The 22,891-nt window shown below is 68.5% G+C and carries 20 protein-coding genes; 16 read left to right on the top strand and 4 right to left on the bottom strand.

Going from position 1 to position 22,891, the window contains the following annotated elements; translation table 11 throughout:
• Both GKZ92_RS11695 and GKZ92_RS11690 read right to left on the bottom strand, forming a co-directional pair.
• Positions 1–624, bottom strand: a complete 624-nt coding sequence (locus tag GKZ92_RS11695; RefSeq protein WP_035751714.1) for a precorrin-8X methylmutase — start codon at positions 622–624, stop codon at positions 1–3.
• A 13-nt stretch (positions 625–637) separates the two neighbouring features.
• Positions 638–1,819: a nitrite/sulfite reductase gene (locus GKZ92_RS11690; protein ID WP_155225301.1), complete on the bottom strand. Its 1,182-nt coding sequence runs from the start codon at positions 1,817–1,819 to the stop codon at positions 638–640.
• 85 nt (positions 1,820–1,904) lie between these two features.
• Here GKZ92_RS11690 and cobN point away from each other — a divergent pair, with 85 nt between their 5' ends.
• The 5 genes from cobN (at position 1,905) to GKZ92_RS11665 (ending at position 10,529) form a co-directional block, all read left to right on the top strand.
• Complete coding sequence (cobN, locus tag GKZ92_RS11685; RefSeq protein ID WP_442903302.1) at positions 1,905–5,660, top strand: cobaltochelatase subunit CobN; 3,756 nt, start codon at positions 1,905–1,907, stop codon at positions 5,658–5,660.
• A gap of 93 nt (positions 5,661–5,753) precedes the next feature.
• Entirely contained in the window at positions 5,754–6,290 is a 537-nt protein-coding gene (locus GKZ92_RS11680) for an FxsA family protein (RefSeq protein WP_006360377.1), read from the top strand.
• A gap of 65 nt (positions 6,291–6,355) precedes the next feature.
• On the top strand, positions 6,356–7,996 hold the full coding sequence (locus GKZ92_RS11675; protein ID WP_035751605.1) for an amidohydrolase: 1,641 nt from the start codon (positions 6,356–6,358) through the stop codon (positions 7,994–7,996).
• Entirely contained in the window at positions 7,993–9,675 is a 1,683-nt protein-coding gene (lnt, locus tag GKZ92_RS11670) for an apolipoprotein N-acyltransferase (RefSeq protein ID WP_035751606.1), read from the top strand. Before GKZ92_RS11675 ends, lnt begins: the two co-directional genes overlap by 4 nt.
• 8 nt (positions 9,676–9,683) lie before the next feature.
• Positions 9,684–10,529 (top strand): polyprenol monophosphomannose synthase, encoded by an 846-nt coding sequence (locus GKZ92_RS11665; protein ID WP_035751607.1) that lies wholly within the window; start codon positions 9,684–9,686, stop codon positions 10,527–10,529.
• A 71-nt stretch (positions 10,530–10,600) separates the two neighbouring features.
• Here GKZ92_RS11665 and GKZ92_RS11660 read toward each other — a convergent pair whose 3' ends face one another.
• Positions 10,601–10,945 (bottom strand): RNA polymerase-binding protein RbpA, encoded by a 345-nt coding sequence (locus tag GKZ92_RS11660; RefSeq protein ID WP_006360373.1) that lies wholly within the window; start codon positions 10,943–10,945, stop codon positions 10,601–10,603.
• Positions 10,946–11,226: 281 nt separating this feature from the next.
• Between GKZ92_RS11660 and GKZ92_RS11655 the strand changes: the two genes are divergently transcribed.
• The 6 genes from GKZ92_RS11655 (at position 11,227) to GKZ92_RS11630 (ending at position 15,221) form a co-directional block, all read left to right on the top strand.
• Positions 11,227–11,511, top strand: a complete 285-nt coding sequence (locus GKZ92_RS11655) for a hypothetical protein (RefSeq protein ID WP_005199987.1) — start codon at positions 11,227–11,229, stop codon at positions 11,509–11,511.
• On the top strand, positions 11,508–12,605 hold the full coding sequence (locus tag GKZ92_RS11650) for a DUF475 domain-containing protein (protein ID WP_035751608.1): 1,098 nt from the start codon (positions 11,508–11,510) through the stop codon (positions 12,603–12,605). The genes GKZ92_RS11655 and GKZ92_RS11650 overlap by 4 nt, the downstream gene beginning before the upstream one ends.
• Positions 12,606–12,820: 215 nt before the next feature.
• Positions 12,821–13,042, top strand: a complete 222-nt coding sequence (locus GKZ92_RS11645; protein ID WP_006360370.1) for a DUF3263 domain-containing protein — start codon at positions 12,821–12,823, stop codon at positions 13,040–13,042.
• 54 nt (positions 13,043–13,096) lie between these two features.
• Complete coding sequence (locus GKZ92_RS11640; protein ID WP_035751610.1) at positions 13,097–13,426, top strand: hypothetical protein; 330 nt, start codon at positions 13,097–13,099, stop codon at positions 13,424–13,426.
• Positions 13,423–14,157 (top strand): VOC family protein, encoded by a 735-nt coding sequence (locus tag GKZ92_RS11635; RefSeq protein WP_035751611.1) that lies wholly within the window; start codon positions 13,423–13,425, stop codon positions 14,155–14,157. Before GKZ92_RS11640 ends, GKZ92_RS11635 begins: the two co-directional genes overlap by 4 nt.
• A gap of 92 nt (positions 14,158–14,249) precedes the next feature.
• Positions 14,250–15,221: an oxygenase MpaB family protein gene (locus GKZ92_RS11630; RefSeq protein WP_006360367.1), complete on the top strand. Its 972-nt coding sequence runs from the start codon at positions 14,250–14,252 to the stop codon at positions 15,219–15,221.
• An 82-nt stretch (positions 15,222–15,303) separates the two neighbouring features.
• On the opposite strand, the gene GKZ92_RS11625 is transcribed toward GKZ92_RS11630, so the two are convergent.
• Positions 15,304–16,407 carry an NAD(P)/FAD-dependent oxidoreductase gene (locus GKZ92_RS11625; protein ID WP_006360366.1) on the bottom strand — a complete coding sequence of 368 codons (1,104 nt, stop codon included), beginning with the start codon at positions 16,405–16,407 and terminating at the stop codon, positions 15,304–15,306.
• 69 nt (positions 16,408–16,476) lie between these two features.
• Here GKZ92_RS11625 and GKZ92_RS11620 point away from each other — a divergent pair, with 69 nt between their 5' ends.
• From GKZ92_RS11620 to GKZ92_RS11600, 5 genes are all read left to right on the top strand, one after another.
• Positions 16,477–17,706 carry a glucose-1-phosphate adenylyltransferase family protein gene (locus GKZ92_RS11620; protein WP_035751613.1) on the top strand — a complete coding sequence of 410 codons (1,230 nt, stop codon included), beginning with the start codon at positions 16,477–16,479 and terminating at the stop codon, positions 17,704–17,706.
• Positions 17,685–19,385 carry a phospho-sugar mutase gene (locus tag GKZ92_RS11615; protein ID WP_006360364.1) on the top strand — a complete coding sequence of 567 codons (1,701 nt, stop codon included), beginning with the start codon at positions 17,685–17,687 and terminating at the stop codon, positions 19,383–19,385. Before GKZ92_RS11620 ends, GKZ92_RS11615 begins: the two co-directional genes overlap by 22 nt.
• A 39-nt stretch (positions 19,386–19,424) precedes the next feature.
• Complete coding sequence (locus GKZ92_RS11610; protein WP_040004352.1) at positions 19,425–19,856, top strand: helix-turn-helix transcriptional regulator; 432 nt, start codon at positions 19,425–19,427, stop codon at positions 19,854–19,856.
• Between the two features lie 20 nt (positions 19,857–19,876).
• Entirely contained in the window at positions 19,877–20,287 is a 411-nt protein-coding gene (locus GKZ92_RS11605; protein ID WP_035751617.1) for a VOC family protein, read from the top strand.
• Positions 20,288–20,457: 170 nt separating this feature from the next.
• Entirely contained in the window at positions 20,458–22,869 is a 2,412-nt protein-coding gene (locus tag GKZ92_RS11600) for an ATP-binding cassette domain-containing protein (protein ID WP_006360361.1), read from the top strand.
• Positions 22,870–22,891: the final 22 nt, after the last annotated feature.

The following is a 22,891-nucleotide window of genomic DNA, read 5'->3' as shown; positions in this document are numbered from 1 at the left end:
TCACTCCTGAGGGGTGGCGAGCGCGTTGACGGCGGCGGCGGTGATCGCCGACCCACCACGACGACCGGTGACGGTGATGAACTCGAGATCGGTGCGGGCAGCGAGGGCCTCGCACGACTCCGCGGCGCCGACGAAACCGACGGGCGCGCCGACGATCGCGGCCGGGCGGGGTGCGCCCTCGTCGATCATGTCGAGCAGGGCGAACAACGCGGTCGGGGCATTGCCGATCGCGACGACCGCGCCCTCGAGGCGTGGCAACCAGAACTGCAGGGCAGCAGCGGTTCTCGTGGTGCCCATCTCCTCGGCCAGAGCGGGGAGACCCGGTTCGGAGAGATGGCACAGCACCTCGTTGTCGGCGGGCAGACGCTTGCGGGTGATGCCGGACGCCACCATCGACGCGTCGCAGAGGATCGGTGCTCCGGCCTCGAGTGCCCCGCGGGCCGCGCGTACGACGCCGGGTGTCGCGATGACGTCGCGTGTGAGATCGGTCTGTCCGCAGGCGTGGATCATCCGGACGACCACGGTCGACACGTCGGAGCCGAAGGCGGACAAGTCCGACTCGGCCCGAATCGTCGCAAAGGACTGGCGGTAGATCGCGGCGCCGTCGCGCAGGTACTCGGTCATGATGCGCACGAGCCTAGCGGCGACGCCGGTCGTACCCGCCGTCGGGCGTGGCCTGCACCGACAGGTGTGTACCGGCGGGGGAGCCGCAGCGACGCTCGCACCCCACCCAGTGTTCGCGATCGCCTACCGGGAGGCCGGCCTCGACATGGGCGAGCAGGTCCTCGCGCACCGGGGCGTTGGCCGATCCGCAGCCCGGGGCGCCCACACAACAGCTGAGCCGTGCCCACGGCGAGTTCGCGTCGAAGATCAGGCCCATCGGTGCGAGCACCCGCACCACGGTCTCGGCAACGCCTTCACCGAGGTCACAGATCAGGATCTCCCGGTCCGGGGTGAAGACCACCGGCGACTCCACCGCGCCGATGAACTCGGCGAGGCGCGCGGGCAGGCGGCCGAGTTCGACGACCGAGCCGAGCAGCACCGATCCGTCGTCCTGGTCGAACCAGCCCACGATCGGCTCCACCGGGGCCGCTACGTCGTCTTCGTCGGATTCGACGGTGGGGGCCAGGTTCTCGGCGACGAGCCGCTCCAGGCGGTAGCGGTCCTCGGCGCCGAGATCGCGGACGCGCCAGGCGCCGGGCGCCACCGCGTTCAGACCGGCGGCCACCGAGATGAGTGCCTCGACGATCCCGGGCACCCCTCCGACCGATCCGACCGCGACGCCGCCGACCAGGATGTCGGCGACCACAGGTTCGGCCGAGCGCGCCACGGCACACGCGTCGGCGCCTCGGCGCCGGATGTCGCCGCGACCGTCGTCGACCCCGAACAGGAAGCGTCCCGAGATCGAGGTGGCCGCGGGATCGGCGCGCAGCGCGTCGTCGAGTGCCGCTGTCAGCGGACCTGCGTCGATGACACCGCCGATGCGGCCGGTCAGCGGGCTGACCTCGATGTTCCGGACCTTGTCGTGCGACGAGCTGGGCGCGAGGCCGGCGCTCACCACGGCGTCGGCCACGGCCTCGACGTCGGCGATCCCGCGCAGCTGCAGGTTCCCGCGCGCGGTGAGCTCGAGGAAGCCGTCGGCGTGAGCAGCCGCAGCCTGGGCGAGGGTGGTGAGCTGATCAGCGCGGATCCGGCCTCCGGGAAGCCGGATCCGGGCCAGTGCGCCGTCCTGCGCCTCGTGCGTGCTGAACACGCCGGGGCAACGATCCGCGGATTCCCGGATCGCCGTGCCGGGAGCGGGTTCAGCCGCTTCAGTCATCCCACCAGCCTACGACCGGACCAGGTGACGACTCCGCCGACCGGTCGCCGTAGGCTGAGACCCAACCGCGAGCGGGCTGAAGCCGGTGAGATTCCGGCGCGGTCGCGCCACTGTGAAGGGTCCCGGTAGACGCCGGTGCCCCAGCCAGACCAGTCCCTCGCACACACCCGACACTCCGGGCGCGACAACCCGGCGAGGAGACACGATGATCCTGCTGTTCTCGACCTCGGACACCGATCTGCTGACCGCGGCGGCCGCCGGCGAGGCGAACCCGGAAGTGGGGTTCCGCGGCGCGAATCCCGCACGACTGCTCATCGACGAGATCCCGGCACTGGCCGCCGACGCCGACCTGATCGTCGTCCGCATCCTCGGTGGAACGCGTGCCTGGGAAGAGGGACTCGCCGCGGTCGAGGCGACCGGCAAACCGCTGGTGGTGTGTTCCGGCGAGCAGCAACCGGACCCGGACCTGATGGCCCATTCGACGGTGCCGGCCGGTGTGGCCGCCCAGGCCCACGACTACCTCGCCGCCGGCGGCGTCGCGAACATCGTCAACCTGCATCATTTCCTCTCCGACACCGTGCTGTTCACCGGATACGGCTTCGAGCCGCCGCAGCAGACCCCGGCGTGGGGAATCCTGGAGCGCGCGCAGCGGGAGAATTCCGATGCACCGACCATCGCGGTGCTCTATTACCGCGCCCAGCACCTCGCCGGGAACACCCGCTACATCGACGCGCTCTGCAGCGCCATCGAGGAGCGAGGCGCCCGGGCGCTGCCGATCTTCTGTGCGTCCCTGCGTACCGCTCCCGACGACCTGATCGAGCTGCTCGGCACGGTCGACGCTCTCGTGGTCACGGTCCTGGCGGCCGGCGGCGCGACCCCGGCGACCGCATCGGCCGGCGGCGACGACGAGGCGTGGAACATCGAACAGCTTGCCGCACTCGACATCCCGATCCTGCAGGGCCTGTGCCTCACGGGTTCCCGGGCGGACTGGGAGGCGAGCGACGACGGTCTCTCACCGCTCGATGTCGCAACGCAGGTGGCGGTGCCGGAGTTCGACGGCCGGATCATCACCGTCCCGTTCTCCTTCAAGGAATTCGACGACGACGGCCTTCCCTGGTATCGGCCGGATCCCGAGCGCTGCGCCCGCGTGGCGGGCATCGCGGTGTCGCATGCACAGCTGCGCCGAATTCCGGCCGCCGACAAGCGCATCGCCGTCATGCTGTCGGCGTATCCCACGAAGCACGCCCGCATCGGCAACGCCGTCGGCCTCGACACCCCTCGGAGTCTGCTGCGTCTGCTCTCGGCCCTGCGCGCGGCCGGTTACGACATCGGACCGGAATCCGGTCCCGGTGCGATACCCGGTTTGGCAGAAGACGATTCGGATGCGCTGATCCACGAGATCATCGCGACGGGCGGTCAGGACCCGGATTGGCTGACCGAGGAAACCCTCGCCGCCAACCCGATCCGCCTGCCCGCCGCGGAGTACCGCGACTGGTTCGAGACGCTGCCGGAAGAACTGCGCAACGGCGTCGTCGAACACTGGGGCGAGGCACCCGGCGAGCTGTTCGTCGACCGGTCGAACAATCCCGACGGCGACATCGTCATCGCTGCACTGACTTTCGGCAACATCGCGATCATGGTGCAGCCGCCGCGCGGGTTCGGCGAGAACCCGGTGGCGATCTACCACGACCCCGACCTGCCGCCGTCGCATCACTATCTGGCGTCGTACCGGTGGATCGCCGCCCGACACGCAACGGGGCAGGCCGGTTTCGGTGCGGACGCGATCGTGCACGTCGGAAAGCACGGCAACCTCGAATGGCTGCCGGGCAAGAACCTCGGCATGTCCGCCAACTGCGGAACCGACGCCGCCCTGGGCGATCTCCCGCTCATCTACCCGTTCCTCGTCAACGACCCGGGGGAGGGGACCCAGGCCAAGCGCCGGGCCCACGCGGTGCTCGTCGATCACCTGATCCCGCCGATGGCGCGCGCCGAGTCCTACGGCGACATCGCCCGCCTCGAGCAGCTGCTCGACGAACACGCGAACATCTCCGCCCTCGACCCGGCGAAGCTTCCGGCGATCCGCCAGCAGATCTGGACGCTGCTCACCGCGGCGAAGATGGACCACGACCTCGGACTGACCGAACGCCCGGACGAAGAGGTCTTCGACGACATGCTCCTGCACGTCGACGGCTGGCTGTGCGAGATCAAGGACGTCCAGATCCGCGACGGCCTCCACGTCCTCGGCGAGGCCCCCCGCGACGACGCCGAGGTCGACCTCGTCCTCGCGATGCTGCGCGCCCGTCAGCTGTGGGGCGGAACGTCGGCGTTGCCCGGACTCCGTGAGGCACTGGGCCTTGTCGAGGACGGCACCGCCGAACGCGGGACCGTCGACACCGTCGAGGCGCAGGCCCGTGAACTCGTCGCCGCATGTGCCAAGGACGACTGGTCGGAGGCTGCCGTCGCCGAGGCCACCGCCGGATTGCCCGACGCGGTCGCCGACGTCCTGCGTTTCGCCGCCGGCGAAGTCGTCCCGCGTCTGCGGCAGACCACGGGGGAGGTGCCTCGCGTGCTGCACGCCCTCGACGGCGGCTTCATCCCCGCCGGCCCCAGTGGCTCTCCGCTGCGCGGACTGATCAACGTGCTGCCGACCGGCCGCAACTTCTACTCCGTCGACCCGAAGGCCGTGCCTTCGCGGCTGGCGTGGGAGACCGGACGCGCGATGGCCGACTCACTGCTGGAACGCTATGTCGCCGACCACGGCCACCACCCGGCGTCGGTCGGCCTGTCGGTGTGGGGGACCAGCGCGATGCGCACGTCCGGTGACGACGTCGCCGAGGTCCTCGCACTGCTCGGCGTCATGCCGGTGTGGGACGAGATGTCACGCCGCGTCGTCGATCTCGAACTCATCGACCTCGCCGAACTGGGCCGTCCGCGTATCGACGTCACGGTCCGGATCTCCGGGTTCTTCCGCGACGCCTTCCCCCACGTGGTGGCGATGCTCGACGACGCGGTCGCCCTCGCCGCCTCAGCCGACGAGCCCGACGACCAGAACTTCGTCGCCGCCCACGTCCGCGCCTCGATGGCCGATCACGGCGACCGTCGCCGCGCCGTCACCCGGGTCTTCGGTTCCAAGCCCGGAACCTACGGCGCAGGGATCCTGCAGCTCATCGACTCCCGCGACTGGCGCAGCGACGAGGACTTGGCTCGGGTCTACACCGAGTGGGGCGGCTACGCCTACGGGCGCGGACTCGACGGCGTGCCCGCGGTCGACGACATGCGCGCGGCCTACAAGCGGATCGCGGTGGCCGCGAAGAACACCGACACCCGCGAACACGACATCGCCGACTCCGACGACTACTTCCAGTACCACGGCGGCATGGTCGCGACCGTCCGCGCGCTCACCGGAACGGCACCCGAGGCGTACATCGGTGACAGCACCCGGCCCGACTCCGTTCGCACCCGGACGCTCTCGGAGGAGACCGCCCGCGTGTTCCGCGCAAGAGTCGTCAACCCGCGCTGGATCTCGGCGATGCAGCGCCACGGCTACAAGGGCGCCTTCGAGATGGCCGCGACCGTCGACTACCTCTTCGGTTACGACGCCACCACCGACGTCGTCGCCGACTGGATGTACGAGAAGCTCACCGAGTCCTACGTCCTCGACGAGACCAACCAGGAGTTCATGCAGCAGTCCAACCCGTGGGCACTGCACGGCATCGCCGAACGACTGTTGGAAGCCGTCGAACGTGACATGTGGCACGAACCGCCCGCCGACCTCCTCGATCAGCTGCGCAACGTCTACCTGCAGACCGAGGGCGACATCGAGGCCCGCGGCGAAGACTGAACCCCGGGAGAAAAATCGCCCCGTCGTTCGTTAACCTGCCAGACCCTGACGTCGAGGGTGCCCACAAGGCACCGAAAGACAGGTGAGACGACCATGGCACTCCGCTACTTCGCCGTGTACGCGCTGCTGGAGATCGCCGCCTTCGTGGCGATGGCGGTATGGCTCGGGTTCGGCTGGGCCGTGCTGATCAGCATCGCGGCCGGCGTCCTGGGGTTCCTGACGCTGCGCTGGCAGGGCCGCAAGGTGTTCGGCGAGTTGCGCCGCGCCGCCAACAACGAGGTCGACGCACGGGCGCCGCTGGCCGACACCGCGCTGGTCGCCGCCTCGACGATCCTGCTGGTCATCCCGGGTGTCGTCTCGACTCTCGCCGGCATCCTGCTGCTGTTCCCGCCGACCCGCAAGGTGTTGCGCCCGGTCGTGGTGGCCGTGGGCGCGAAGCGGATGGCGACCGCGATGGACCGCGCGGGCCTGTACGCAACCGGCGTCTACGGCAGCCGAATCCGCGGTGGCGGCGTCCCCGGTGGTGGGACCGTCGTCGACGGCGTGGTTGTGGAGTCCGACACCCCCGGAACCGGCTTCGGCCCAGGAACCACACCGATGACCACCCCGCAGCTGCCGCCCACGCGCTGACCTGGGCACGCCCCGCCCGACCCCTCCCGGCCACATTCACTCACGGCAAGGCAGACTGAACGATCGTGGCAACCCAACTGCTTCTCGGCGGTGCCGTGTACTCGGCGGCCGCCCCCGACGCGACCGCGATGGCCATCACCGATGGGGTGGTGGTGTGGGTCGGTACCGATGACATCGGCCGGGCTCTCCACCCGGATGCGGAGATCGTCGACCTGAACGGGCTCTTCGTCAGCCCGGGTTTCGTCGACTCGCACGTGCACCTCACGTCGACCGGTCTCTCGCTCGACGGTCTCACCCTCAACGAGGCGACGAGCCGGACGCACTGCCTGCGTCTCGTCGGGAAGGCGGTGGCCGACGACGCCGCCGCCGGCCACGACGAGGGCGACCTGCTCTGGGGTCTCGGCTGGGACGACTCGACCTGGGAGGGCCCCGAACCCGAGGACGGCCGGTTCCCGACGACCAGCGAACTCGACGCCGTGGTCGGTGGCCGCCCGGTGTACCTGGCCCGCGTCGACGAACACTCCGCGGTCGCCTCGACGGCACTCCGTCGTCTCGTCCCGGAACTCGCGGGCGCCGTCGGCTACCACCCGGAGGAGCCGCTTGTCGCCGAGGCGCATCATCTCGTCCGCGGTGCGGCCCGCCTCCTCGTCACCGCCGCACATCGTGAACGGGCGCAGCGTCGTGCGCTCGACGTGGCCGCCGCGCACGGTGTCGTCGCCGTCCACGAGAACGGCGGCCCCGACATCAGCGGTATGGACGACTTCCTGGCCATCGCCGACCTCGACCACCCCGTCGAGATCCGCCGCTACTGGGGACAGACCGTCACCGACGCCGACCACGCGGCCGAGCTGATGACCATCACCCGCGCCCACGCCCTCGGCGGCGACCTCTTCATCGACGGCGCGATCGGGTCGCACACCGCGTGGCTCAACGAGCCGTACACCGACGCCCCGGACACCCGCGGCATCAGCTACCTCGACATGGAGACGATCCGCGATCATCTCCGCGGCTGCACACTGGCCGGTATCCAGTCCGGTTTCCACGTCATCGGTGATGCCGCCACCGGTGCCGTCGTCGCCGCGCTCACCGAACTCGCCGACGAGCTGGGCACCCCGGCGATCGCCCGCTGCGCACACCGGCTCGAGCACGCCGAGATGGTCACCGCCCGCGACGCGGAGGTCCTGGCGCGCTGCGGCGTCATCGCCAGCATGCAACCGCACTTCGACGCCGAATGGGGCGGCGAAGGCGACCTCTACGACGCCCGACTCGGCAAGGCCCGCGCCGCAACGCTCAACGACTTCGCGATGCTCGCGAAAACCGGTGTGGCACTCTCGTTCTCGTCTGACGCTCCGGTCACGCCGATCGATCCCTGGTCGACGATCCGGGCCGCCGTGCACCATCATCAGCCGACCAACGCGATCTCCGCACGCGGCGCCTTCGCAGCGGCAACCCGCGGCGGCTGGCGCGCCGGCGGCATCAACGACGGTCTCACCGGCACCCTGACACCCGGGGCGCCAGCGAGCTACGCCGTCTGGGAGGTCGACGACCTCGTCGTCGCCGGCTCCCACGAGAAGGTGCAGCGCTGGTCCACCGACCCGCGTTCCCGTGTGCCCGCCCTGCCGGACGTCTCCCCGGGAGCCGAACTGCCGCGGTGCGTCCGGACCGTCCACCGCGGACAGGTCCTGTACGACCGGGCCGTCGGGTGAACGCCACCGACACGATGACGTCCGCCGAGGAGACCGAGGCGCGTTCGCGTCGCTTCACCCTGACCTGGGACTGGAGTCTCCGCACCCTGGCCGCGATCGTCGCCGGTCTGGCGATGTGGGCGGCCTTCCCGCCCCGCAACTGGTGGTTCCTCGCGGTCTTCGGGCTCGGCGTGCTGTTCACCGCCCTGTACGTGCGGCGCCCGCGGGTGCGCACGGGTGCATGGGTCGGCTTCGTCTTCGGGCTCGCCTTCTTCATCCCGCTGCTGCCGTGGATCGGCGTCTATGTCGGGCCGCTGCCGTGGCTCGCATTGTCGGTGCTGCTGTCCGGGTACCTCGCCCTGTTCGGCGCGATCGCCACCCTGACCATGCGACTCCCGGTCCCGCCGGTCTGGTTCATGGTCTCCTGGGTGCTCGTCGAAGCCCTGCGATCGGCGTTCCCGTTCGGCGGGTTCCCTTGGGGGAGAGCCGCTTTCAGTCAAGTCGACGGCCCACTGCTACCACTGGCCTCCGTGCTGGGCGCCCCCGGGCTGTCCGCCGGCGTGGCGTTGTTCGGCGCGTCGGTCGCCTGGATGCTGATCATCCTGGTCTCCGCCTATCGCCGATCCGCCCGATCGGCGGCGGCGCTCAACGGTGACCAGCCCTCGGGTTTCGTGCGGGTCGCGACCCTCGCCGTCGCCATCGCGCTGCTCGCACCCGTGGCGGCGATCGCCCTCACACCGGCCACCATCGACCGCACCATCTCGTCGGAGTCGGTGCACATCGGGGCGGTCCAGGGCAACGTGCCCCGACTCGGCCTGGACTTCAACGCACAGCGTCGTGCCGTGCTCGACAACCATGTGCGCACCACCATCGGCTACGCCCAGGCGATCGACGCCGGCCTCGCCGCCCCGCCCGATTTCGTGCTGTGGCCGGAGAACGCCTCGGACATCTCGCCGCTGGACAACGCCGACGCCGCCGCGGAGATCACCGCCGCCTCCGAGGCGGTCGGCGCCCCGATCCTCGTCGGCACCCTGATCCGCAACTCCGACGGCCGCCCCACGAACTCGGTGCTCGTCTGGGACGGCGCGAAGGGACCTGTCGACCGCTACGACAAACACATCGTGCAGCCGTTCGGCGAATACCTGCCCTGGCGCCCGTTCTTCCGTCTCTTCTCGTCGTATGCGGACATGGCCGGCAACTTCAAGCCGGGCACCGGTCCCACCGTCGTGGACGTGCCCGGCCGCTCGGGTGAGGTCACGGTGGGAGTCGCGACCTGCTGGGAGGTCGCCTTCGACCGTGCGGCGCGCCAGTCGATCCGCGACGGGGCGCAGATGCTTTTCGTCCCCACCAACAACGCGACCTTCGGCCGCACCGAGATGACATACCAGCAGCTGGCGATGTCGCAGGTGCGCGCCGTCGAACACGGACGTGCTGTGGTCGTCGCCGCGACCAGCGGTGTGAGCGCGATCATCGACGCCGACGGCTCGATCACCGAACAATCCGGCGTCTTCTCCTCGGACGTGCTGACCAGCACCCTCCCGCTGCACAACGGAACGACCCTCGCGACCCGCCTCGGGATGTGGCCCGAGGCCCTCGCGATCGTCGTGGCGGTGGGTGGTCTTTTGTTTGCGCTGGCCTCGCGTACTAGGTTCACACTCAAGCCACGCAGGGACGCCGCACGGGCGTCCGGTGACATTTAAGGAGCTCGATGGCATCGGGGATTGACGCCTCGGCAGGACAGCGGCAGTCAGGCGACGCGCCGCAGCCGGTGGTCGGCGCCGACGGAGCGGGCGCACTGGTCGTCGTGCCGACGTTCAACGAGCGCGACAACCTGCCGGTGATCGTCGAACGCCTCCAGGCCGCCCTGCCCGGCGTGCACCTGCTGGTGGTCGACGACTCCAGTCCGGACGGCACCGGCGAGGTCGCCGAGAAGCTGGCCCGCCAGGACGCCGAGGCACACGCCGAGAAGGGCGAGGAGTCGGGTCGCATCCACGTGCTGCACCGCGAGGAGAAGGACGGCCTCGGCAAGGCCTACCTTGCCGGTTTCGCGTGGGGCCTGAGCCGCGACTACCCGGTCATCGTCGAGATGGACGCCGACGGCAGTCACGCCCCCGAACAGCTGCACCGCCTGTTCGACGCCATCAACGACGGCGCCGACCTCGTGATCGGATCCCGGTACGTTCCCGGCGGCAAGCTGGTGAACTGGCCCAAGCACCGTGAGTTCCTCTCGCGCGGCGCCAACACCTACGCCCGCGTCGCTCTCGGCGCCAAGGTGCACGACATCACCGCCGGCTTCCGCGCCTACCGGCGCAGCGTGCTGGAGAAGATCCAGCTCGACACGGTCGAGTCGGCCGGTTACTGCTTCCAGATCGACCTGGCCTGGCGGACCGTGCGGGCCGGGTTCGATGTCCGCGAGGTGCCGATCACGTTCACCGAACGTGAGCTGGGCGTGTCCAAGATGAGTGGTGGCGTCATGTCGGAGGCCTTCACGATGGTCGCGCGCTGGGGCATCCAGAGCCGCCTCGAGCGCCTGGGCCTCGTCAAGAACTCCTAGCTCGGCATACACATACAGACCGGCCCGGCAGGTGTTCCTGCCGGGCCGGTCTGTATGTCAAGCGGTCGGGCTCAGTGCGAGATGCCCTTGCGACGTTGTTTCAGGAGGTCGAGGCGCTCGTTGAGAAGCACCTCGAGCTCTTCCTCGCTGCGACGCTCGAGCAGCATGTCCCAGTGGGTGCGCGGCGGCTTCGTCTTCTTCTCCTCGGGCTCTGCGCCCTCGAGGATCGTGCCTTCCATACCGTTCTTGCACGGCCACTTCGACGGCACCTCGGCGTCGTCGGCGAAAGGCACGTCGAAGATCTCACCGTTGTCGGTGCGGTACTGGACGATGCGACGTGGCGCGAGGTCGTGGTCGCGATCGGTCTCGTAGCTCACCGCGCCGAGGCGGCTACCCCGAAGTACTCGATCTGCCATGAAGGGTTCCTCTCAAAGCTTCGTCAGATTCTCAGTTTGCCGGATCTATCAGCTGTGTTCACGCGGCGTTCACCATCGAACGCAGCCAACTGAGTCGTCAACAGGAACATTCTACGCGCATTCCTCCCGGTGGCTCGCCACCGCCGACGACCCGTGTTGCCGGTGGCGGCTGCCGGACGTGCCGTGCCGGTCTCCGGGCGTCCGATCGGGGTACCGTCTCCGATGTGGAACAGGTCTCCCATCACCGGCGCCGCCCGTACAACTGTGCCTGGTGCGGCTCGATGATGGTCGACTCCGAACTCGGCCGGCGCCGCAAGTACTGCAAGCGTTCGTGCAGGCAGCGCGCCTATGAGCAGAGAACGCTCCTCGAGGGCACGTCCATTCCCGCCGACGCCGTGATCCTGTCCGCGGCCGAGGCCGCGGACTTCGGGGACCGGATGTTCGCCCTCCGCTGCGCCGCGGAGGACCTCGGCACCGCGGTCGCCGAACGCGCCGACCACGATGTCCTGGCAGAGCTGACCGACACCCTGCTCGAACTCGCGAAGGAAGCCGAGAAGCTGCGGTGATCACGCGCATCTTCGGCCTGTCCGCCGTCGTCTCGGTGGCGGCGCTGATCGTCGCCTATCTCTACCTCGGCTGGACCGGGCTCGCGCTGTGCGCCATCCTCGGCGTGCTCGAGGTGTCGCTGTCGTTCGACAACGCCGTCATCAACGCGACCATCCTCGAGCGGATGTCGGAGTTCTGGCAGCGCATGTTCCTGACCGTGGGCGTGCTCATCGCGGTCTTCGGGATGCGTCTGCTGTTCCCGCTGTTGATCGTCTGGATCACCGGCGGCCTGAATCCGGCCGAGGCGCTGCGGTTGGCCACCAACCCACCGCCGGAGGGGCAGACCCACTTCGCCGACGGCCAACCCAGCTACGAGACGATCCTCACCGAGGCGCATCCGCAGATCGCCGCGTTCGGTGGCATGTTCCTGTTGCTGCTGTTCCTGAACTTCGTGCTGACCGAGCGGGAGCGCACCTGGCTGACGTGGCTCGAGCGCCCACTGGCCAAGATCGGCAAGCTCGACCAGCTACCGGTCGTGCTCGCGTCGACCGGCCTCGTGCTCTGCGCGGAGTACCTCGCGTCCGACGACATCAGGGCCACCGTCCTGATCGCCGGGATCCTCGGCATGGTCACCTACATCACCGTCGACGGACTCAGTTCGCTGTTCATGTCCGACGGTCCGGAACACGACGAGCCGGGTCCGACCCGAGCGACCAGGGCGACCGGCAAGGCCGCGTTCTTCCTCTTCCTCTACCTCGAGGTGCTCGACGCGTCCTTCTCCTTCGACGGCGTGATCGGCGCGTTCGCGATCACCTCTGACCCGATCATCATCGCGCTCGGCCTCGGTTTCATCGGCGCGATGTTCGTCCGGTCCATCACGATCTACCTCGTGCGTACAGGCACGCTGGGGGAGTACCGGTATCTCGAGCACGGAGCGCACTGGGCGATCGGCGCGCTCGCCGTCATCCTCCTTCTGGGCGTGGAATTCCATATCGACGAGATCGTCACCGGCCTCGTCGGAGTGGCGTTCATCGGTGCCTCGCTCGCGAGCAGCATCCGGGCGAATCGACGCGACTCACGACGCCCGAAAACCCCGTCTTCGGTGAACGCCTGATGCCCCGATCGGAAGCGTTCGACGGGAATTCATGACCTTCCGGTGAACGTTCTGAGACACATTCGAATCACCCTGGGTCACTTGCTCCCGACTGTCGGTCGACAGGTGTACAAAGGACTCCGTCGGTGACGTGCGTCACGCACGATCCCGGGATTGCGCGACCGGGGCGAGGTGCCCCGGCACTACTTCGCAAACAGCACGCAGTTGGAGGTGGAATGAACGACAGGCAGCAGCAGATGATCCAGTTCGAGAAGTACTGGTACCCGCTGGGCGGTGGGTCGTCGAAGCAGATCATCGAGGAATTCGGGCTGTCTGATCGAGATTTCTTCACCGAGCTCAACCGGATCGTCGACGCCGATCCGCCGGAGGCCCTGAGCGCCGCCGAGCTACGCCGTATGCGTGAGGTCATCCGCCGTCGTCTGTGGATGGCCCGCTAGTCACGCGCCGGGCGCGGTTCTGCCGACGATCCGCGGTGAGGGGATAATCGATCCGTGCCCTTCTCCGACGACGATCTCGAATCGTTCTACCGCGAGATCGAGGCACGGACGGCTTTCCACGAGCTTATGCACCGGCGCCCCGCGGCGCGAGCGGAGCGTCGGATCGAGGCAGCCGAGTGTCCGACACCGGACAAGCTTCCCTTCTCGTCGCCGGCCGATGCGCTCGACGGCATCGACCGCATCAAGCGGCGAGCGCTGGGCACCCTGTCACTCCGCTACTACGAGTGCATGTGCGGTGCCTGGCACATCACCAGCTCGGCGCGGCTGACGTACCGACCCACCCCGCCGGGACCCCGTAGGCGGAAGGGTAAGAAGAAGCGGTGATCCCGCCGAACCCGTTCCCGACCGCGATCGTCGAACTCGCCTGCGCCGACCCCGCACTCGCCGCCCGTACTCACGCGAGCCTTCTCGGTCTCTCCGGTACGCCCGATGCCGATTCGCCGGCAGTGGTTCTCGGGAACACCGAGCTCCGGTTGCGTCAGGCACCCGCCGGGGATGCTGATGCCGAAGCCGATCACCGGGTGTATTTCACGGCCGACGACCTCCCGGCGATGCACCGGCTGCTGGTCCGACGCGGCTTCCCCGTGGTCGAGTCGACGCTCGGGGTGTTCGGCGAGACGGCCCCGCTCGGTGTCGCCGCCCGTGAGGCCGTGGGGGAGTCGACACATGCCGGGGATGTGACGGGGATGGACCACCTCGTCTTCACCTGCGACAACCGCGATCGGGCGGTCGCGCTGTTCGGCGGCGTGTTCGGCCTGGACTTCCGGCTCGACCAGCCGCTCGGCGACAACGCCCGGCAGCTGTTCTTCCGCGCCGCTGACCTCATCGTCGAGGTCGTCACCGCCGCGACCTCGACCGAGCCGCCGACCCCCGCTGCGACCTCGCTGTGGGGTGTCGCCTGGCGGTCCACCGACGTCGAGGTGACCCACGCGCGTCTGTCGTCTGCGGGTTTGGCACTCAGTGAGATCCGTACGGGCCGCAAGAAAGGCACCCGCATCTTCACCGTCCGAGAACGCGCCCTCGGCACCCGCACGGTCATCATCGGTCCTGCTTGAGTGCCGAAACCTGGGTTTTCGGCGCCCCCTGCGCTAATCTGACTACGAATGTTGTCGAAAGACACGCTGTCGAAAACGACGTTGGGGGCACCATGACCGCGGTACACGACGAACCGACGACCGCCGCACTCGAGGACACCGATCGCCTGATCAACCACCGTGACGACGAGATCGAGCTGATCCCGCCGGATTCGCTGACCGCGCAGCTCACCGGGCTCTACACGTTCCTGCCGATCAACGGTGCCGCGTTCGTGATGCAGGTGATGCATCCGGTGATCGGCGATGTCGTCGACAAGTACTCGGTGTTCCGCACGGACCCGGTCGGGCGGGCGATCCGGTCCGCCGACTCGGTGCTGCGCTGGACCTACGGCGGTCAGGAAGCCATCGCCGAGGGGCACCGCCTGCGGAAGCTGCACCAGCCGCTGCAGATGCGCAACGCCGAGGGCAAGCACATCAGTGCGCTCAACCCGGAGGCCTACGCGTGGGTCATCGCGACCGCATTCCCGACGATGACCACGGCCGCGCCGCTCGTCCTCGGCCGTGAGTTCACACTCGAGGAGCGCACGGAACTACTCCGCGACAACCGTCGCATCGCGAAGATCGTCCAGGTCCCGATGAAGGGCTACCCGGAGACCCTCGAGGAGTTCGAGGAGTACTTCGACGACTTCGTCGAGAACAAGCTGGTCCGTCACCCGGTGGCGATCGAACTCATCGAGCAGATGCGTGCCGCCCCGCCGGTGCCGAAGACCGTTCCCAAGGCGCTGCGCCCGGCCGTCAAGAAGGTAGCCGCCACCGCGTCGGTCCCGTTCCAGGATTTCAACTACCTCACGACCGTCGGCGTCATGGATCCGCGCGTGCGCGAGATCCTCGGGCTGACGTGGACCAACGAGGAGCAGCGCCACCTCGAGAAGATCCACCGTCGCCTGCGGTTCGCCTACCGCACCCTGCCCGAGCGTGCGACCTACTTCCCGCTGGCCTACCACGCCCGTCGCCACCACGACGCGATCCAGGCCATGAAGAAGCGCGAGAAGCAGAGCGCCGCTTACCAATACGCCGCCAAGTAGCTCCGCTCACGGGTCGCTCACGATCTCCGTTCCCGCTCACGCGGAAATCGTGAGCCGGTACAGAGATGATGAGCGGTTCGGCTCAGAGACCGAGGACCCCGACGACGTACTCGCCGATCGCCAGGCACGAGGTGATGCCTGGCGACTCGATGCCGAACAGGGTGACCAGCCCGGCGTGCCCGTGTGTGGCCGGCCCGTGGATGGTGAAGTCCGCGGTCGCCTCGCCGGGGCCGCTGGTCTTGGGTCGGATTCCTGCGTATGCGGGAGTCAGTGTGCCCGAGGGCAATCCGGGCCAGTAGCGGCGGATCGACTCCTCGAACCCGGCCAGGCGTGTCTCGTCGACCGAGTAGTCGAGCTGCTCGCCGTCAACCCACTCCACGTCCGGGCCGAAGCGCGCCGCACCGGCGAGGTCCATGATGAAGTGCACGCCCAGTCCGCCGTCGACCGGCACGGGATAGACCAGGTGCTCGAATGGTGCTCGTGCACCGGACAATCCGAAATAATTGCCCTTCGCCAGGTGTCGCGGCGGGATCGGACCGTCGAACCCGTCCAGGGAGCGGGCAACGTCCCACGCACCCAGCCCGGCGCAGTTCACGAGCATCTTCGCCGACGCCGAGCCGGCCTCCGCAGTGTCGACGGTGACTCCGCCGCTGTCGACGCGCCCGCCGATCACCCTGCTACGCAACGCCACTGCGCCGCCTGCGGACTCGAGGTCCCGTCGCAGAGCCCGGACCATGCCGTCGACGTCGACGATCCCGGTCGACGGCGACAGCAGCGCGGCCACACCGTGCACATCTGGTTCCAGTTCGTGCAGTTCGGCACCGTCGATCCGTCGCAGATCGGCGACACCGTTCGTCAGTCCGTGCCGGAGCAGTACGTCGAGCCGGTCGGTCTGGGCGTCGTCGGTGGCCACGATCAGCTTGCCCGGGCGACGCCAGGAGACGCCGTGCTCGTCGCAGTACCGGGTGAGGAGTTCACGACCCCGCACGCACAACCGCGCCTTCAGACTGCCCTCGGGATAGTAGATCCCTGCGTGGATGACCTCCGAACTCCGCGAGGTCGTCTGCGTACCGACCGAGTCGGCCGCCTCGACGACGATCACCTCGCGCCCGGTCGAAGCCAGCGCATGAGCCACGGCCAGACCCACGATGCCGCCGCCCACCACCAGGCAATCGGTCCGTTCCACCGGGTTCTCCCTTCTCCTCGCCCATCCGATCATCCCGGTACAGATCGAGGTCTCGGGCACACTGGGCTGATGCGGCACTCTGATGTTCTCGCGATCGTGCAGGCCGGTGGGCGTGGTTCCCGGATGGAGGTGTTGACCGATCGACGGGCCAAACCGGCCCTGCCGTTCGCGGGGAACTATCAACTCATCGACTTCCCGCTGTCGAACCTGCACCACAGTCACGTCGACGACGTCTGGCTGTGCGTCCAGTACGAGGCGGAGACGCTGACCCAACTGGTCGCCGGCGGGCGCCCCTGGGACCTCGACCGCACGAGCGGCGGACTGCGGATCGTCATTCCCGAGCAGACCGACGCCCCGGAGACCGAGGACGGCTTCGCCACCGGCAACGCCGACCTTCTCTACCGGATCCGCGACCGCATTGCCGAACACGGACCGGCCGAGGTGATCGTCATGAGCGCCGACCACGTCTACGATTTCGACTTCCGCGACGCCCTCGACACCCACCGCAGCCGCGGCGCCGAATGCACCATCGTCACCACGACCTGTTCGCTGGAGGAGGCGTCCCAGCACGCCACGGTCACCTCCCGCCGCGACGGCACCGTCCGCGAGTTCCGCTACAAGCCCGACCGTGCGACGACCCGCACGATCGCCACCGAGATCTTCATCTACGACCCGCAGGTGCTCATCGAAGGACTCGAAGGCCTGGTGCGCGAGACGACGGTGGGTTCGGCCGAGGACGACACCGGGCTCGGCGACTTCGGCGAACACCTCGTGCCGTGGTTCGTCGACCGCGGAAAGACGGTTGCGCACGCGATGTCGGGGTACTGGATCGACGCCGGCCGGCCGGAGACCTACCTGCAGGCACATCGGGATCTGATCGACGGCAGGATCGACGTCTTCCGCGCCGAGCGACCGGTCCTGACGAACCAGCCGCAGCGCGCCGCGGCCCGGATAGAAACCGGGGCGGTCGTCGAGGACAGCCTCGTCAGCAGCGGCGCCCACGTGTGCGGAACCGTGCGACGCAGCGTCCTCGGACCGGGCGTGGTGGTGGAGAAGGGGGCCACCGTCGTCGACTCGGTTGTCTTCGCGGACTCCGTGATCGGCACCGGGGCGTCCGTGTCGTGGTCGATCCTCGACGAACGGGTCCGGGTGGGGCCGCGGGCGACGATCGGTGGCCATCCCCGAACCCGGCCGGTGCCGACCGAGAAGATCACGCTCGTGGGGATGGACACTCAGATCCTCCGGGGAGCGAAGGTCGCTCTCGGCGACCGCGTCGAATGTCACCGCCGAATCCGCTGACTGATAGCGTCGCGCGGGTGATCGAGACCGCGCGTACCTGGCGAGACCACGACCCGGATCCGGCGACCCGCGCCGAACTCGCCGGCCTCATCGAGGCAGCCGAATCCGGAGACGCCGCGGCCGGCGCCGATCTCGACTCCCGATTCCGCGGCCCGCTGACCTTCGGTACCGCAGGGCTGCGAGGCGAGGTCGGGGCGGGGGAGACCCGTATGAACGTCGCGGTGGTCACCCGCGCCACGTACGGCCTCGGCCGCCACCTCATCGAGACCGTCGGGCCCGATGCGCGCGCCGTCATCGGTTGCGATGCCCGGTACGGTTCCGATGCTTTCCTCGACGCCGCCGCCGAAGTCCTTGCCGCACAGGGCGTCACCGTGATGACGCTCCCTCGTCGGCTACCGACCCCGGTGACCGCGTACGCCACCCGCGCGCTCGACTGCGACGCCGGGGTGATGATCACCGCGTCGCACAATCCGCCTGCCGACAATGGCTACAAGGTGTACCTCGGTGGCCGCGCCACCGACTCTGCCGGTCGTGGCGTCCAGATCGTCCCGCCCGCCGACGAGCAGATCGCCGCCTTCATCGACTCCGCGCCGCCGGCTGACGAGATCACCCGCGACGCCGCCTCGGTCGTCGCCCTCGACGGTACGACTCTCGAGGCGTACATCGCCCGGGCCGCCGCACTCCGGCCCGGCACCGGCCCCAGCCCGGTGCGCGTCGTCCTGACCCCGATGCACGGCGTCGGCGGTTCGACGGCACTCGCCGTGTTGAGCGCTGCAGGCGTCACCGACGTCCACGTCGTCGGCGACCAGTTCTCTCCCGACCCCGATTTCCCGACCGTCCCCTTCCCGAACCCGGAAGAACCCGGAGCCCTCGACCGTGCTCTCGATCTCGCCCGCCACGTCGACGCACATGTGGTGATCGCCCTCGATCCGGACGCCGACCGCTGCTCGGTCGCCACCCCCACCGACCGTGGCTGGCGGCAGCTCACCGGCGACGAAATCGGTTGGCTGCTGGGCGAACAGGCCGCCCGCGACGCCGGTCGCAACGGGAACACGCTCGCCTGCTCGATCGTGTCGAGCCGGCTGCTGGGGAAGATCGCCGGCCATCACGGACTTCGGTTCGCGGCGACCCTCACCGGCTTCAAATGGATCGCCCGGACACCGGATCTGCGATTCGGCTACGAGGAGGCCATCGGGTACTGCACCGACCCGGAGGCCGTGCGCGACAAGGACGGGATCTCTGCAATGGTCCGGGTCATCGGTCTCGTCGAAGAACTCGCCGCCGACGGCCGCACACTCGTCGACCTCCTCGATGACCTCGCCCGACGCCACGGCCTCCACGCGACTGCCCCGCTGACGATTCGCGTCGACGACGTCGCCGAGATCGGACAGATGATGGACCGGTTACGCACCACGACGATCGACGCACTCGCCGGCTCCCAGGTCGTCGAGGTCCTCGACCTCGCCACGGGTTCCGGCGACCTTCCGCCCACCGATGCACTCGTCCTCCGCACGGCCGCCGACGACCGGGTCGTCGTGCGGCCGTCGGGCACCGAACCGAAGCTGAAGTGCTACCTCGAGGTCGTCCTCGATTGTGCGGACACCGAGGTCCCGCACCTCCGCGCCGCCGAACGGCTCCAAGAGCTCAGCGTCGACATCGCCGCAGTTCTGCGCGGCTGAGTGGGCCCCGCGCGCCGGTTGACGATCTACGATCGACGGGTGCCCCGATCCGATTCCGACCAGCGGTTGCGTGACCTGACCCTGCTCCGCCAGGTCCGTGACCGGATCGACCGTGAGTATGCGCAGCCGCTCGACGTCGAGGCGCTGGCGCGGGGCGTCAACATGTCGGCCGGGCATCTGAGCCGCAAGTTCCGTCAGACCTATGGTGAGTCGCCGTACTCCTACCTGATGACCCGCCGCATCGAGCGGGCGATGACGCTGCTGCGCCGGGGCGATCTCAGCGTCACCGAGGTCTGTTTCGAGGTCGGCTGTTCGTCCCTCGGGACGTTCAGCACGCGGTTCACCGAGCTCGTCGGGGTACCGCCGAAGGTGTATCGCGAGCAGTCCGCCGATGCCACCGACGGAATCCCTGCATGCATGGCCAAGAACATCACCAGACCGATCAGGAATCGAGAAGCGCAGCGGGGGTGAGGATGCCTAGCCTGACATCCATGAACATCAGCATCCAGTACGCATTCCTCCCACACACCGATGGCGAAGCAGCTCTCGGCTTCTACCGCGACATCCTCGGCTTCGAGGTCCGCAAGGACGTCGGATACGAGGGCATGCGTTGGCTGACGGTCGGCCCGCCGAATCAGCCGGGCACGTCGATCGTGCTGTACCCGCCGGCCGCCGAACCGGGCATCACGGACGCCGAAAGGCAGACCATCCTCGAGTTGATCGCCAAGGGCAGCTACGGCGCGCTCACCCTCGCCACCGAGGACCTCGACGGACTGTTCGAGAAGCTGCAGGCCAGTGGCGTCGACATCGTGCAGGAGCCGATGGACCAGCCCTACGGCGTCCGCGACGCCGCGGTGCGGGACCCTTCCGGCAACCTGATCCGTATCGACCAGGCGGCCTGAAAGGTGTGCGGCGCCGGTCGATTGCCGCCACGTGAAGCGCTCGCCGGGGGAGTTGCCGAATCGCCGATGACTCTCCTGGTTGGATCGAGTCAGACCAGTACGCCAACGGAAATCCTGCCCGATCACGACGATGGCTGCGCACCGAGACGCGCCGCCGCGATGGAGACACGATGAGCCCTGCCTCGCGCACGAAGTCGACGCCCCGATCCGCCCCGGTCGACGAGTACGACACCCATCCCGCCGACACTCACGACCGCATCCGGGTGCACGGGGCCCGCGAGAACAACCTCAAGAACGTCGACGTCGAGCTGCTCAAACGGCGGTTGACCGTGTTCACGGGTGTGTCGGGGTCCGGTAAGAGCTCTCTGGTCTTCAGCACGATCGCCGCCGAATCGCAGCGTCTGATCAATGAGACGTACAGCGCCTTCGTGCAGGGCTTCATGCCGTCGATGGCCCGGCCCGATGTCGACGTCCTCGAAGGACTCACCACGGCGATCATCGTCGACCAGGAACGCATGGGCGCGAACGTGCGGTCGACGGTCGGCACCGCTACCGACGCGAACGCGATGCTGCGAATCCTGTTCAGCCGCTTGGGGAAACCGCACATCGGTTCGCCGCAGGCGTTCTCGTTCAACGTCGCGTCGATCAGCGGCGCGGGTGCGGTCACCGTTGAGAAGGGCGGCCAGAAGGTCAAGGAGCGCCGCAGCTTCTCGGTCACCGGCGGCATGTGTCCGCGCTGTGAGGGCCGCGGCGATGTCTCCGACTTCGACCTGACCGCGCTCTACGACTCGTCGAAGTCACTCAACGAGGGCGCCCTGACGATCCCCGGTTACACGATGGACGGCTGGTACGGGCGGATCTACCGCGGCTGCGGCTACTTCGACCCCGACAAGCCGATCGCCAAGTACACCAAGAAGCAGCTCAACGACCTGCTCTACAAGGAACCGACGCGAATCAAGGTCGACGGCATCAACGTCACCTTCGAGGGTCTGATCCCCAAGATCCAGAAGTCGATGCTGAGCAAGGACCGCGAGGCGATGCAGCCGCACATCCGCGCCTTCGTCGACCGCGCCATCACCTTCCAGACCTGCCCGGACTGTGAGGGCACCCGACTCACCGCCGAGGCCCGGTCGTCGAAGATCAATGGCATCTCCATCGCCGACGCCTGCTCGATGCAGATCAGCGATCTGGCGCAATGGGTCGCCGAACTCGACGAACCGTCGGCGGCGCCCCTGATCAAGTCGCTCCGCGAACATCTCGACGCATTCGTGGACATCGGCCTGGGCTATCTGTCCCTCGACCGCCCGGCGGGAACGCTGTCGGGCGGTGAAGCCCAGCGCACCAAGCTGATCCGTCACCTCGGATCGTCACTCACCGACGTCACCTACGTCTTCGACGAGCCGTCGATCGGATTGCACCCTCATGACATCGCGCGCATGAACGACCTCCTCCGGGCCCTACGCGACAAGGGCAACACGGTGCTCGTCGTCGAGCACAAGCCCGAGGTCATCGCCATCGCCGACCGCGTCGTCGACCTCGGTCCGCGAGCCGGCACCGACGGCGGCGAGATCGTCTTCGAGGGCACGGTCGAAGAACTCCGCGCCGCCGACACCCTGACCGGCCGTCACCTCGACGACCGCGCGTCGGTCAAACCCGACGTCCGCACACCCAGCGGTGCTTTCGAGATCCGCGGCGCGAACATGCACAACCTGCAGAACGTCGACGTCGACATCCCGCTCGGTGTCCTGGTCGTGCTGACCGGCGTCGCGGGGTCGGGCAAGAGTTCGCTGATCAACTCGTCGGTCGCCGGCGCCGACGGCGTGGTCTCGATCGATCAGACGGCGATCAAGGGTTCGCGACGCTCCAACCCGGCCACCTACACCGGACTGCTCGAACCGATCCGCAAGGCGTTCGCCAAGGCCAACGGCGTCAAACCGGCTCTGTTCAGCGCCAATTCGGAGGGCGCCTGCCCGAACTGCAACGGCGCGGGTGTCGTGTACTCCGACCTCGCCATGATGGCCGGCGTCGCGGCCCCGTGTGAGGTGTGCGAGGGCAAGCGTTTCCAGGCCGAGGTCCTCGAGTACACCCTCGGCGGCCGCAACATCAGTGAGGTCCTCGAGATGTCGGTGGCGCAGGCCGAGGAATTCTTCGCCGATGGTGATGCCAAACTACTTGCAGCGCACAAGATCCTGCGTCGCATGGTCGATGTCGGACTCGGCTACATCAAGGTCGGTCAGCCGCTGACGACCCTGTCCGGCGGCGAACGCCAGCGTCTGAAGCTGGCGACGCACATGGGGGAGAAGGGGGACGTCTACATCCTCGACGAGCCGACAACCGGTTTGCACCTCGCCGACGTCGAACAGCTCCTCGGGCTGCTCGACCGGCTCGTCGACTCGGGTAAGTCGGTGATCGTCATCGAGCATCACCAGGCGGTGATGGCGCACGCGGACTGGATCATCGATCTGGGCCCCGGTGCCGGCCACGACGGCGGTCAGATCGTTTCCGAGGGGACTCCGGCGGACATCGTCGCCGATCGATCCACCCTGACCGGACAGCATCTGGCCGAGTACGTCGGAGCCTGATTGCCCGGCGTTCCGTCCTGCC

This window comes from Gordonia sp. 135 (genome assembly GCF_009720185.1).
GTDB classification, from domain to species: Bacteria; Actinomycetota; Actinomycetes; order Mycobacteriales; family Mycobacteriaceae; genus Gordonia; species Gordonia alkanivorans.
The sequence above is the reverse complement of the archived record's forward strand: the minus strand, read 5'-3'. Positions and strand labels throughout refer to the sequence as shown.

Excerpts from the sequence above, each read along its gene's own strand:
- GKZ92_RS11620 (WP_035751613.1), top strand. The coding sequence starts at position 16,477 with ATGCGGCACTCTGATGTTCTCGCGATCGTGCAGGCCGGTGGGCGTGGT.
- GKZ92_RS11605 (WP_035751617.1), top strand. The coding sequence starts at position 19,877 with ATGAACATCAGCATCCAGTACGCATTCCTCCCACACACCGATGGCGAA.
- GKZ92_RS11600 (WP_006360361.1), top strand. The coding sequence starts at position 20,458 with ATGAGCCCTGCCTCGCGCACGAAGTCGACGCCCCGATCCGCCCCGGTC.
- GKZ92_RS11665 (WP_035751607.1), top strand. The coding sequence starts at position 9,684 with ATGGCATCGGGGATTGACGCCTCGGCAGGACAGCGGCAGTCAGGCGAC.
- GKZ92_RS11655 (WP_005199987.1), top strand. The coding sequence starts at position 11,227 with ATGATGGTCGACTCCGAACTCGGCCGGCGCCGCAAGTACTGCAAGCGT.
- GKZ92_RS11680 (WP_006360377.1), top strand. The coding sequence starts at position 5,754 with ATGGCACTCCGCTACTTCGCCGTGTACGCGCTGCTGGAGATCGCCGCC.
- GKZ92_RS11695 (WP_035751714.1), bottom strand. The coding sequence starts at position 624 with ATGACCGAGTACCTGCGCGACGGCGCCGCGATCTACCGCCAGTCCTTT.
- GKZ92_RS11630 (WP_006360367.1), top strand. The coding sequence starts at position 14,250 with ATGACCGCGGTACACGACGAACCGACGACCGCCGCACTCGAGGACACC.
- GKZ92_RS11615 (WP_006360364.1), top strand. The coding sequence starts at position 17,685 with ATGTCACCGCCGAATCCGCTGACTGATAGCGTCGCGCGGGTGATCGAG.
- GKZ92_RS11645 (WP_006360370.1), top strand. The coding sequence starts at position 12,821 with ATGAACGACAGGCAGCAGCAGATGATCCAGTTCGAGAAGTACTGGTAC.
- GKZ92_RS11660 (WP_006360373.1), bottom strand. The coding sequence starts at position 10,945 with ATGGCAGATCGAGTACTTCGGGGTAGCCGCCTCGGCGCGGTGAGCTAC.
- GKZ92_RS11690 (WP_155225301.1), bottom strand. The coding sequence starts at position 1,819 with ATGACTGAAGCGGCTGAACCCGCTCCCGGCACGGCGATCCGGGAATCC.